Origin of the sequence: Rhizobium sp. Root1204 (genome assembly GCF_001424965.1) — a bacterium.
Lineage (GTDB): Bacteria > Pseudomonadota > Alphaproteobacteria > Rhizobiales > Rhizobiaceae > Pararhizobium.
Genome location: NZ_LMCZ01000006.1, coordinates 436567 through 448494, shown reverse-complemented (window position 1 = coordinate 448494; position 11928 = coordinate 436567). Strand labels below are relative to the sequence as shown.

General features: G+C 61.8%; 9 protein-coding genes. 7 read left to right on the top strand and 2 right to left on the bottom strand.

The window, feature by feature from the left end; genetic code table 11:
* Positions 1–198 precede the first annotated feature (198 nt).
* The 4 genes from fdhF (at position 199) to ASC96_RS09640 (ending at position 5273) form a co-directional block, all read left to right on the top strand.
* Positions 199–3078 carry a formate dehydrogenase subunit alpha gene (gene fdhF, locus ASC96_RS09655; protein ID WP_060502775.1) on the top strand — a complete coding sequence of 960 codons (2880 nt, stop codon included), beginning with the start codon at positions 199–201 and terminating at the stop codon, positions 3076–3078.
* Between the two features lie 156 nt (positions 3079–3234).
* Positions 3235–4062, top strand: coding sequence for a formate dehydrogenase accessory sulfurtransferase FdhD (gene fdhD / locus ASC96_RS09650; protein ID WP_060502774.1), 828 nt, complete (start codon positions 3235–3237; stop codon positions 4060–4062).
* Positions 4052–4348, top strand: a complete 297-nt coding sequence (locus tag ASC96_RS09645; RefSeq protein ID WP_060502773.1) for a formate dehydrogenase subunit delta — start codon at positions 4052–4054, stop codon at positions 4346–4348. Before fdhD ends, ASC96_RS09645 begins: the two co-directional genes overlap by 11 nt.
* Positions 4349–4559: 211 nt before the next feature.
* Entirely contained in the window at positions 4560–5273 is a 714-nt protein-coding gene (locus tag ASC96_RS09640; protein ID WP_082512000.1) for a pentapeptide repeat-containing protein, read from the top strand.
* Between the two features lie 11 nt (positions 5274–5284).
* Here ASC96_RS09640 and ASC96_RS09635 read toward each other — a convergent pair whose 3' ends face one another.
* On the bottom strand, positions 5285–5911 hold the full coding sequence (locus tag ASC96_RS09635; RefSeq protein WP_244481956.1) for an amino acid transporter: 627 nt from the start codon (positions 5909–5911) through the stop codon (positions 5285–5287).
* Positions 5912–6060: 149 nt separating this feature from the next.
* On the opposite strand from ASC96_RS09635, the gene ASC96_RS09630 reads away from it, so the two are divergent.
* From ASC96_RS09630 to ASC96_RS09620, 3 genes are all read left to right on the top strand, one after another.
* Positions 6061–7446, top strand: a complete 1386-nt coding sequence (locus ASC96_RS09630) for a sigma-54 dependent transcriptional regulator (RefSeq protein ID WP_060502772.1) — start codon at positions 6061–6063, stop codon at positions 7444–7446.
* The gene (locus tag ASC96_RS09625; RefSeq protein WP_060502771.1) at positions 7439–9442 is read left to right on the top strand and encodes a HAMP domain-containing sensor histidine kinase; all 2004 of its coding nucleotides are present in this window, start codon (positions 7439–7441) and stop codon (positions 9440–9442) included. Before ASC96_RS09630 ends, ASC96_RS09625 begins: the two co-directional genes overlap by 8 nt.
* A gap of 235 nt (positions 9443–9677) precedes the next feature.
* Positions 9678–11330, top strand: coding sequence for an OFA family MFS transporter (locus ASC96_RS09620; RefSeq protein ID WP_060502770.1), 1653 nt, complete (start codon positions 9678–9680; stop codon positions 11328–11330).
* A gap of 157 nt (positions 11331–11487) precedes the next feature.
* On the opposite strand, the gene ASC96_RS09615 is transcribed toward ASC96_RS09620, so the two are convergent.
* Positions 11488–11919 (bottom strand): Lrp/AsnC family transcriptional regulator, encoded by a 432-nt coding sequence (locus ASC96_RS09615; protein WP_037097622.1) that lies wholly within the window; start codon positions 11917–11919, stop codon positions 11488–11490.
* Between the last annotated feature and the right edge of the window lie 9 nt (positions 11920–11928).

Here is an 11928-nt window from a genome sequence, read left to right as displayed (position 1 = left end):
CCGCACGCTCCCTCTTCTCCCCCGCGGGGAGAAGTGCCGAGCGCAGTGAGGCGATGAGGGGGTCTGTCCTCGAATTCGTTGCGTGGCCCCCCTCATCCGGCGCGACGTGCCACCTTCTCCCCGACGGGGAGAAGAGGAGCCGCAGCGCCAGTGCCTACGACAGAAATCTCGCTAAGACATCCACCCAGGAGGCCCTCCATGCCCCTCGTTCCTGAAATCGACTTCGGCACCCCCGCTTCCCGCTCCGAAAAGATGGTGACGCTCACCATCGACGGCAACGAGATCACCGTGCCGGAAGGCACCTCGATCATGCGGGCCTCGATGGAGGCAGGCATCCAGGTGCCGAAGCTCTGCGCCACCGATATGGTCGATGCGTTCGGCTCCTGCCGCCTCTGTCTTGTCGAGATCGAAGGGCGTAACGGCACGCCCGCCTCCTGCACCACACCCGTCGCGCCTGGCATCACCGTCCATACCCAGACGAGCCGCCTGAAGGATATCCGCAAGGGCGTGATGGAGCTGTATATCTCCGACCACCCGCTCGACTGTCTGACCTGCGCCGCCAATGGCGACTGCGAACTGCAGGATATGGCCGGCGCGGTCGGCCTGCGCGATGTGCGTTATGGCTATGAGGGTGACAATCACGTCAAGGCGCGCAACAACGGCGATATCAACCTCAAATGGATGCCGAAGGACGAGTCGAACCCGTACTTCACCTATGATCCGGCAAAATGCATCGTCTGTTCGCGCTGCGTGCGCGCCTGCGAAGAGGTTCAGGGCACGTTCGCGCTGACCATCGAAGGCCGCGGCTTCGACAGCCGTGTCTCGCCCGGCATGCATGAAGACTTCCTCTCCTCCGAATGCGTCTCCTGCGGCGCCTGCGTCCAGGCCTGCCCAACGGCGACGCTCACCGAAAAATCCGTTATCGCCATCGGCCAGCCGGAACATTCCGTTGTCACCACCTGCGCCTATTGCGGTGTCGGCTGTTCGTTCAAGGCCGAGATGCGCGGCGAAGAGCTGGTGCGCATGGTGCCGTGGAAGGACGGCCAGGCCAATCGTGGCCATTCCTGCGTCAAGGGGCGCTTCGCTTATGGCTATTCGACTCACAAGGAACGCATCCTCAACCCGATGATCCGCGAAAAGGTCAGCGACCCCTGGCGCGAAGTCAGCTGGGAGGAGGCCCTTGCCCATACGGCATCGGAATTCCGCCGCATCCAGTATCAATATGGCCGCGAATCGATCGGCGGCATTACCTCGTCGCGTTGCACCAACGAGGAAACCTATCTCGTCCAGAAACTGATCCGCTCCGGCTTCGGCAACAACAATGTCGATACCTGCGCCCGCGTCTGCCATTCGCCGACCGGCTACGGTCTCGGCGCCACCTTCGGCACGTCGGCCGGCACGCAGAATTTCGATTCGGTCGAGCATACCGATGTCGTCATCATCATCGGCGCCAACCCCACCGATGGCCACCCCGTCTTTGCCTCGCGCCTGAAGAAGCGTCTGCGCCAGGGAGCGAAACTGATCGTCATCGATCCGCGCCGTACCGACATGGTCTCCTCGCCGCATATCAAGGCGTCGCACCATCTGCCGCTGCGTCCCGGCACCAATGTCGCCATCGTCACGGCGCTCGCCCATGTCATCGTCACCGAAGGCCTGTTCGACGAAAAATTCATCCGTGAACGCTGCGACTGGTCGGAATTCGAGGATTGGGCCGGCTTCGTCGCCGAAGAACGTCACAGCCCGGAAGCGATCGAACAACTGACCGGCGTTCCGGCCGAAGAGGTTCGTGGTGCCGCCCGCCTGTTTGCCACCGGCGGCAATGGCGCGATCTATTACGGCCTTGGCGTCACCGAGCATAGCCAGGGCTCGACGACCGTCATCGGCATCGCCAACCTTGCGATGGCCACCGGCAATATCGGCCGCCCCGGTGTGGGCGTGAACCCGCTGCGCGGCCAGAACAATGTCCAGGGCTCCTGCGACATGGGTTCTTTCCCGCACGAACTGCCGGGCTACCGTCACGTCTCCGACGACGCGACCCGCGACATCTTCGAAAAGCTCTGGGGCGTGAAAATCTCCAACGAGCCGGGCCTGCGCATTCCCAACATGCTGGACGCCGCCGTCGACGGGTCTTTCAAGGGCATCTACATCCAGGGCGAGGACATTCTGCAGTCCGACCCCGACACCAAGCACGTTTCGGCCGGCCTCGCCGCGATGGAATGCGTCGTGGTGCAGGATCTGTTCCTCAACGAAACCGCCAACTACGCCCATGTCTTCCTGCCGGGCTCGACCTTCCTCGAGAAGGATGGCACCTTCACCAACGCCGAACGCCGCATCAACCGTGTCCGCAAGGTGATGACCCCGCGCAACGGCTTTGCCGATTGGGAAGTCACGCAGAATCTGGCAAAAGCGATGGGGCTGAACTGGACCTATACGCACCCATCCGAGATCATGGACGAGATCGCCGCGACGACGCCGAGCTTTGCGATGGTCTCCTACGAGTATCTGGAAAAGATGGGCTCGGTTCAGTGGCCCTGCAACGAAAAGGCTCCGCTCGGCTCGCCGATCATGCATGTCAACGGCTTCGTGCGCGGCAAGGGCAAGTTCATCCGCACCGAATATGTCGCCACCGACGAAAAGACCGGCCCGCGGTTCCCGCTGCTTCTCACCACCGGCCGTATTCTCAGCCAGTACAATGTCGGCGCCCAGACCCGGCGCACCGACAACATCGTCTGGCACGAGGAAGACCGGCTGGAAATCCACCCGCATGACGCCGAACTGCGCGGCGTGCGCGATGGCGACTGGGTAAAGCTGCAAAGCCGCGCCGGCGACACGACGCTGAGAGCGCTGATCACCGATCGCGTCGCTCCCGGTGTCGTCTACACCACCTTCCACCACCCGACGACGCAGGCCAACGTCATCACCACCGACTTCTCCGACTGGGCAACAAACTGTCCTGAGTATAAGGTGACGGCGGTCCAGATCTCGCCATCGAACGGTCCCTCGCAATGGCAGGTGGATTACGACGAACAAGCCCGCCAGTCCCGCCGCATCGCCGGCAAGCTGGAGGCCGCGGAGTAAGGTTGGAATGTTGAGTTTGTTGCAACCCTGCCGCTCTGTCCCGTTGGGACATCTTCCCCGAAAGGGGGGAGATCGGATGAGCTGTGCGCGGCAAACTCCCTCTTCTCCCCAACGGGGAGAAGGTGCCCGAAGGGCGGATGAGGGGGCGGCGGCCCCATGACCCCCTTCAAACTCACCCAGACAGTGGCCGAAACCGCCCATCGCAGTGGCAAGCTCACGCGAGGCTCCCGCGTCGTGCCCGAAGAAACGCCGATCGCGCTGTCCTATGGCGGCTCCACCCATGCGGTGATGATGGCGACACCCGGCGATTTCGAGGATTTCGCCGTCGGCTTCAGCCTGACCGAGGGGATCATTGCCGATCCCTCCGAAATTGAATCCATCGAAGCTGTTGCGGACGAAAAAGGCATCGACCTGCAGATCATCCTGAAGGACGAGCAGAACGACGCGCTGGTCTCCCGGCGGCGCCATATGGCCGGCCCGGTCGGTTGCGGTCTCTGCGGTATCGAATCGATCGAACAGGCTGTCCGCAAGACACCAATAGTATCGACCTCGCCGCTGCGCCTCTCCGAACAGCAGATCGTCGAAGCAGTGTCCCTGCTGAACGGCCAGCAGCCGCTGCATTTCGAAACGCGCGCCGTGCATGGCGCCGGGTTTTATGTGCCAAGCAAGGGGCTGATCGCCGTGCGTGAAGATGTCGGCCGCCACAATGCGCTGGACAAGCTGGTGGGCGCTGCGGCGCGTGCCGGGCATGCCGGATCGACCGGCGCCGTCGTCGTCACCAGCCGCGTTTCCGTCGAAATGGTGCAAAAGACCGCCATCATCGGCAGCCCCTTCATCATCGCCATATCGGCACCGACGGCGCTCGCCATCCGCACGGCGGACGAGGCAGGCATGACGCTGATCGCGCTGGTGCGTGGCGCCGATTTCGAGATTTTCACCCACCCTGACCGCATTCAATCCGGAGCCATCGCCGATGTCGCTTGATAACACCAATGGCAAACTGGTCCGCATGGCCAACCAGATCGCCACCTTCTTCAAGTCGCAGCCCGAAGCCGAGCGCGTTGCGGGCATCGCCACCCATATCAACAAGTTCTGGGAGCCACGCATGCGCAAGGCATTCTTCGAACTGATCGAACAGGGCGACGCCGGCTTCGACCCGCTCGTGATATCGGCTGCCGCCATCATCAAGCGGCCGGGAAGTCCGGCAAAGCCGTCCGAGGCATCCGAACACGTCGATCAGACCATGCTGGAGGCCGGCTTCAGCGATTGATCCAGGTCCAATACTGACTTCCACATTGAACGCGATCGATGTTCACGCTATGCAGCAATATCGAAAAAGATGGGCCGGTTGGTAATCCGGTCCCTGCAATCAGCAGCTTATGCCCCCTCTGGGTTTCCACGGTACCGGTTTGATCAGCATTGGTCGGCGAGGTACGTGGTCTTGTGCCGTGGTTCCTCAATGACGAACAAGGAACAGCGACATGGCGCCATCCGCCTCCCCGGGCACCCCAATTCCAACGGAAAATGTCCTCGAAAACCGTGCGCTTGATCGCGCGGAGGTCGAACTCCTTTCGAAAAGTGGACAACCGCACAAGCTTGTCGCCTGCGTGTTTGAGGAAGTCGACCTGTCGCGCCTGATGCTGGAAGGCTGGGTGTTCGAAGCATGTACCGTCAAGCAAGCCAATTTCATAGGGGCGAAACTGAGTGCGACGCTCTGGTCTAGCTGCAAGGGCGGCCAGGCCGATTTCACCGGCTGCGACCTTTCCGAAAGCAAGATTGAAGCCTGTGACTTCAACAACAGCAATTTCCGGGGTGCGACGCTGACAGGAGCGCAATTTTCCCGGTGCAAGCTGACGGGAGCCAACCTCTCCGAAACCAAAACCCTCAACCTGACCTTCGACGAAACCCGCCTCGCCGATGCCCGCCTTCCCGGCCTCTCCTTTCGCAAGGCCCGCCTGAACGGCCTCGACTTCCAGATGGCCGACCTGAAGAAATGCGATTTCCGCGATGCGATCTTTCAGGATTGCAGCCTGCGCGATGCAAACCTCGCCGAATGCCGCTTCGAAGGCGCCGACCTGCGCGGCGCAGATCTGGGCGGCATCCGCCTGCTGAACGCCAAACAATTCAAAGGCGCAACGATCTCGCGGGATCAGGCCGGGCAACTGCTCGCGGAACTGGGGTTGAAGGTGCGGTAGATTGGCGCCTCTTAAAGCACGCCAATCCAGTCATGCCCCGGATGCACTAGCCCGAGGCTGGCCTTCAACCATTTCCGTTCCGGCGTGGTCAGCTTCGGCAAGGCAGTCTCGAAATCGGCTTCGTCCTTTGTCCGTTGGTACTTTGCCTTGAAAAGAAGGATCGCGGCCGGAGCCAGATAGGGAATGCCCTCGACAGTCTTGCGCACGAAATCATGACGGGGGCCGTGGATTTGCGGGTCGCGTTTGCAGACCCATGTCTGCTCCGTTCCGGGCTCGATCATCATGTCCACGCGCCAGCGGCGCGCGGCGGCGTCCATGCACCAGATCTGCGCGATATCGGCCGGCGGCTCCACGCCATGCGGCAGTGGCGTCACGACGCCGCTGCCTGCGGTGTAAAATTCGAGCCCTTTCAAAGCGTCGCGAAATATCCCGGTATGCTCGCGCAACACAGTGAATTCGAGATCGTCGTGGTCGCGGATCTGCTCACCATGCCACAGGTCAAGCGCCCAACCGCCGACAACGCACCAGGGTTTCGTCACGCCGGACAGCCGGGCTGCCAGTTCCAGCGGATGCCAAGCGCTCCAGGCATCGTGATCCGGAATTTTTAGTGCATTCATCGAAACGCCCTTCGCCTTCATCAGATCCGGCCTCTAGCAGAGTTGAACCAACGAATAAACAAGGCCGATCAGCGGCGACCAAGCGGCTGTTGGGCAAAAGAGTTTCGAAAGAGCTTTGTACCTGCCCGCCAGCCTTGCTAAGGTCGCCCCGTCAAAAGAGGGAGAGACTTTTGCAGGGAGAGGCAGCGCGAAAGACGTCCGTGCCGGAGCGCGATCCGGAGTTCGGCCCGTGGCTGGCGCAGGCCTCCATCCTGATTGTCGATGACGAACCAGGAATGCGCAATTTTCTCGTCCGCACGCTCGGCCCCCGCTGCAAGCGGATCGAAGAGGCGGCCGATACCGACGAAGCCTCGCGCAAGCTCGACGCGCACCATTTCGACGTCGTCATCCTCGACAATATCATGCCCGGCAAGAACGGCGTCGACTGGCTGGCCGAACAGCGCGCCATCGGCTTTTTCGCCGAAGCGATCCTGATCACCGCCTTTGCCGATCTTGAAACCGCGATCCAGGCTCTGCGCGCCGGCGCCGTCGATTTTGTCTTGAAACCGTTCCGCTCCAACCAGATCCTCAATTCCGTCGCCCGCTGCCTCGACCGGATGCGGCTGCAGCGCGAAAATTTCGTGCTGCGCTACGAGTTGAAGGCAACGTCCGATCACATCCTTTTGCGCGACCGGCTGATCGGTACGTCACGGGTGATCGGCGATGTCCGCGACACCATCGCGCGGGTCGCGCCGCTACCGACTTCAGTATTGTTGACCGGCGAATCCGGAACCGGCAAGGAAGTTGCCGCCCGCTCGTTGCACACCCTGTCCGATCGGGCCGAAAAACCCTTCGTGCCGGTCAATTGCGCTGCCATCCCGGCCGATATGATCGAGACCGAACTGTTCGGCCATATCAAGGGCGCTTTCACAGGGGCTGAAAACAATCGCGAGGGCCTGTTCACCTATGCGCAGGGCGGCACATTGTTCCTGGACGAAATCGGCGAAATGCCGCTCGCCACGCAGAGCAAACTGTTGCGCGTCATTGAGGATCGCCGCGTTCGGCCGGTCGGTTCGGAGCGCGAGGTACCGGTCGATCTCCGCTTCATCTTCGCCACCAATGCCGATCTGCAGAAGGAGGTCGAAAAGGGCCGCTTCCGCGCCGACCTGTTCTACCGGATCAATGTGATGCAACTCTACCTGCCGCCGCTGCGCGAGCGCGGCAATGACGTGCAGGAACTGGCCGATCTGTTCATGCTGAAACTGTCACAGCAACTTGGCATGCCGCAGGTGACGATCGACGCGCCGGTGCGGGCGGCTCTCACCCGCTACCCCTGGCCGGGCAATGTGCGCGAGTTGCGCAATCTGATCGAGCGCTCGCTGATCCTCGGAAAATTCCCTGGCGATTTTCGAGGCGGCCACAGCCAGCAATCCGCCGGCGAGACGCTGGATGACATCGAACGCCGGCATATTCTGGCAGTGCTGGAGGAAACCGGCGGCAATCGTGATGAAGCAGCCCGCCGCCTTGGCATTTCGCGCAAGACCATCGACCGCAAATGTGCCGTCTGGAATGGCTGAGTCCTCCCGCCCGCAGGAACGCCCTGCCCGCTCCATCCGGTTCCGGCTGCTGGCCATCGCGCTGCTGCCGACGCTGGTCATCCTGCCGCTCCTGCTCGGCATCGCCATTGCCCGCTGGAACGCCAAGTTCGACGCGCTTCTGATCACCAAGGTCAATGGCGACCTGACCATCGCTCACCAATATCTGTCCCGCATTCTCGAAAACACCGGCGAGCATATTCAGGCACTGGCCGTCTCCGCCGCGTTTCGCGACACTGTCGGCTCCAGCGAGATGCCGCTCTTGCCAGCATTCCTTGAGAGAAGCCGCGCGAAACTGGGGCTCGATTTTCTGATGCTGGTGGATCGGCAAGGCCAACCCGTAAACACAGCCGGACTACCGTCTGGCGCATGGCCGGTGGTGGCCACTGCGCTTCGCGGCACATCCTCGACCGCCATCGACATTTTTTCCATTGAACAACTGGCAGCCCTGTCCCCCGCCCTGGCTGCACGCGCCCAGATCGAGCTGGTAGAGACGCCAAACGCGGTGCCAACCGACAGGAAAATCGAGACCCGTGGAATGGTCGTTCATTCCGCCAGTCCCGTAACGCTGGCAAATGGCGAGAAAGCAGCGCTTGTCGGCGGTATCCTGCTCAACCAGAATCTTGTCTTCATCGATACGATCAACGACCTCGTCTACCGTGAGGCAAGCCTGCCGGAAGGCAGCAAGGGCACTGCGACGCTGTTTGTCGAGGATGTGCGCGTCAGCACCAATGTCCGCCTGTTCGAGGATCGCCGCGCGCTCGGAACCCGCGTCTCGGCTGCCGTGCGGGCCGCCGTTCTGGACGAGGGCCGGACGTGGCTCGACAGCGCCTTTGTCGTCAACGACTGGTACATCTCGGCTTACGAACCGATCGTCGACAGTTTCGGCAAGCGCGTCGGCATGCTCTATGTCGGCTTTCTCGAAACGCCGTTCCGGCAGGCGAAATACGCCACTCTACTGACCATCGTGCTTGCCTTTCTCGTCGTCACTGCCATCAGCGTACCGATCTTCCTGCGCTGGGCACGGGCAATCTTCAAACCGCTGGAGCGCATGAGCGACACGATTACTCGCGTCGAGGGCGGCAATATGGGCGCGCGCACCGAACTGAAGGCAGCCAGCGACGAGATCGGCCGCGTGGCGCTGCATCTCGACGGCCTGCTCGACCAGCTGCAGCAGCGCGACCGGGAGCTGCGGCAATGGAACGAGGAACTGAACGATCGTGTGGCCGAACGGACCAGCGAACTGGAGCTTGCCAACCGCCAGATCGAGGCGACAACCAAGCAGCTGATCATGTCGGAAAAACTCGCCGCCATTGGCCAGATCACCGCCGGCGTTGCCCATGAGATCAACAATCCGATCGCCGTCATCCAGGGCAATCTCGACGTGGTGCGCAGCGTGCTGGGCGCAAGGGCCGAAGAAGCGAAGGTCGAGTTCCGGCTGATCGATGAGCAGATCCACCGCATCAGCCAGATCGTCACCAAACTCCTGCAATTTGCCAAGCCGGAGGAATATGCCGGTTACGTCGAGCGCCACGCGCCATCGAACGTGATCTCCGATTGCCTGCCGCTGGTGCAGCATCTTCTGCACAAGGCCGCCATCAAGCTTGTCCGCGACGACAAGGCAACCCGGCTGGTTCTGATGAACCGGACGGAGCTGCAACAGGTGGCCATCAACCTGATCGTCAATGCCATCCACGCCATGCCGAAGGGCGGATCCCTGACGATCCGAACACTGGACCAGGATATCGAGGCCCGGCCCGGCGTCGTGATTGACATTACCGATACGGGCGTCGGCATGACGCCGGAGTTGATCGGCAAGATCTTCGATCCGTTCTTCACCACCAAACGCCAGGAAGGAACCGGTCTTGGCCTGTCCATCAGCCAGCGGTTGATCTCCCGCCAGGGCGGCCGTATTTCGGTTCAAAGCGCCCCCGGAAAAGGAACCACCTTTTCCGTCTGGCTGCCAGAAGCCAGCTAGAGCGGACAAAATGTCCGCCAAGTTTCGGACATTTTGTCCGCTACCGGCGGCGTGCCTCCCATAAACCATTGAAATCCTGAATGAGCCAATTTGGCATGCCGATTGCTCCCATGTTGGCAAGGACGGCAAAGACGGCACCACGCGTTGAGGAGCGGGTGGTGCAAAACAAACCTCTGCCGACCCCGAAATGGCTTCATTGGGAACCGCCCGCTTGGGCGCACGGAGGACAAAATTCATGACGGCAACAACGGACACCTATGTGGGCGGAGGCTCGGTGGGTCTTCTCGACCGCGAACGCATCATCGCCAGGCCCGGCTTCAACCGCTGGCTCGTACCGCCTGCGGCACTTGCCATCCATCTCTGTATCGGCATGGCCTATGGCTTCAGCGTCTTCTGGCTGCCGCTGTCCAAGGCGCTCGGCACCACGCCTGACACCTGCGCCAGCATGAACCTCGCGTCTGCGCTGTTTACCACCACCTGCAACTGGCGCGTCGCCGATCTCGGCTGGATTTATACGCTGTTCTTCGTGCTGCTTGGCTGTTCAGCCGCCATTTGGGGCGGCTGGCTGGAACGCGTCGGTCCGCGCAAGGCAGGCTTCGTCTCCGCCTGCTGCTGGTGCGGCGGCATTCTTGTCGCAGCACTTGGCGTCTATACCCATCAGCTCTGGCTGATGTGGCTCGGCGCCGGAGTGATCGGCGGCATCGGTCTTGGCCTCGGTTACATCTCGCCGGTTTCCACCCTGATCAAATGGTTCCCCGATCGGCGGGGCATGGCGACCGGCATGGCGATCATGGGCTTTGGCGGCGGCGCCATGATCGGCGCTCCGCTTGCAAACCTGCTGATGACCACTTTCCGCACCGATGTTTCGGCCGGCGTCTGGCAGACCTTCGTCGTCATGGCCATCATCTATTTCGTCTTCATGATGGGTGGCGCCTTCGGGTACCGCATCCCGCCTGCCGGCTGGCGTCCGGAAGGCTGGACACCGCCAGCCTCCAAAAGCACGATGATCACCACCAAGCACGTGCATCTGCGCGACGCCCACAAGACAAAGCAGTTCTGGTTGATCTGGGCAGTCCTCTGCCTGAATGTCTCGGCCGGTATCGGTGTCATCGGCATGGCATCGCCGATGCTGCAGGAAATCTTCGCCGGTTCGCTGATCGGCCTGCCGGATGTCGCCTTTGCCGACCTTGATACGACGCAGAAGGCATCAATCGCCGCCATCGCGGCGGGCTTTACCGGGCTTCTCTCCCTGTTCAACATCGGCGGCCGCTTCTTCTGGGCATCGCTGTCGGACAAGATCGGCCGCAAGAACACCTACTTCTGCTTCTTCATCCTCGGCATCGCGCTCTATGCGCTGGCGCCGACGCTGGCCGGTCTCGGCAACAAGGCGCTGTTCGTGCTCGCTTTCGGCATCATCCTGTCGATGTATGGCGGCGGCTTTGCCACCATCCCGGCCTATCTCGCCGACATCTTCGGCACGCAGTTCGTCGGCGCCATCCACGGGCGCCTGCTGACAGCCTGGGCAACGGCCGGCATCGTCGGTCCCGTCGTGGTCAACTATATCCGCGAAGCGCAGATTTCAGCCGGCGTCGCCCCAGGACCCGAGCTTTATACCGGCACGATGTACATCCTCGCTTGCATGCTAGCGCTGGGCCTGATCGCCAATGCGCTGGTCCGGCCGCTGGCGGACACGTGGTTCATGAAGGATGAGGAAGTGGCTGCCCTGCAGGCCAAGTCGGCTGCCGCAAACGCGGGTCCGACCGGTTCCTTCGGCATCGGCACTGGCAGTTTCGATGGGACAGCCCTGATCGCCTGGGCCATCGTCGGCATTCCGATGCTCTGGGGCATCTGGGTAACGCTTCGGGCCAGCATGGCATTGTTTGGGTAAGGACGCGCTGGGGTCGCCCCTCATCCGCCCTGTCGGGGACCTTCCCCCGTAAACGGGGAGAAGGGAACAAGCGGCAACCTCTATCATTCCCTCTCCCCGCAAGCGGGGAGAGGGTTAGGGTGAGGGGCGGTTGCCAAGCGCCTCACTGGCCGAATGACTACCGGTTGATCCGCGTCGACAGAATGATTGACGACAGCGTCTTTTCCACCCCGTCGATCTCGCCGATCCGGTCGATCACCAGATCGAGTTCGCTGATCGATGACGCCGCGACGATGGCGATCAGGTCGAAGCTGCCGCTCACCGAATGCAGCGTCCGCACGTCCTCGATATCGTGCAGGTCCTGCGTCACCCGCCCCAGCGCCTTGGCCGCGAGCGTGATCAACACATGCGCCTTGACCAGCCCCTTTTCGAAATCATCCGACAGGCGCACGCCATAACCGGCAATGATACCGTCCCGCTCCAGCCGCTCGAGCTTTGCCTGTACCGTGGTGCGTGAAAGACCGAGTTTTCGCGCCAGAAGCGCCGTCGGCATGCGGGCATTCTCGCTGAGAATGGCGAGAAGCTGCCGGTCCTTGTCTACTAACGTCATATTGATCAT

What these genes read in the sequence shown, in the direction of transcription:
- fdhF (WP_060502775.1), top strand. Translation starts at nt 199, where the DNA reads ATGCCCCTCGTTCCTGAAATCGACTTCGGCACCCCCGCTTCCCGCTCC.
- fdhD (WP_060502774.1), top strand. Translation starts at nt 3,235, where the DNA reads ATGACCCCCTTCAAACTCACCCAGACAGTGGCCGAAACCGCCCATCGC.
- ASC96_RS09645 (WP_060502773.1), top strand. Translation starts at nt 4,052, where the DNA reads ATGTCGCTTGATAACACCAATGGCAAACTGGTCCGCATGGCCAACCAG.
- ASC96_RS09640 (WP_082512000.1), top strand. Translation starts at nt 4,560, where the DNA reads ATGGCGCCATCCGCCTCCCCGGGCACCCCAATTCCAACGGAAAATGTC.
- ASC96_RS09635 (WP_244481956.1), bottom strand. Translation starts at nt 5,911, where the DNA reads ATGAAGGCGAAGGGCGTTTCGATGAATGCACTAAAAATTCCGGATCAC.
- ASC96_RS09625 (WP_060502771.1), top strand. Translation starts at nt 7,439, where the DNA reads ATGGCTGAGTCCTCCCGCCCGCAGGAACGCCCTGCCCGCTCCATCCGG.
- ASC96_RS09620 (WP_060502770.1), top strand. Translation starts at nt 9,678, where the DNA reads ATGACGGCAACAACGGACACCTATGTGGGCGGAGGCTCGGTGGGTCTT.
- ASC96_RS09615 (WP_037097622.1), bottom strand. Translation starts at nt 11,919, where the DNA reads ATGACGTTAGTAGACAAGGACCGGCAGCTTCTCGCCATTCTCAGCGAG.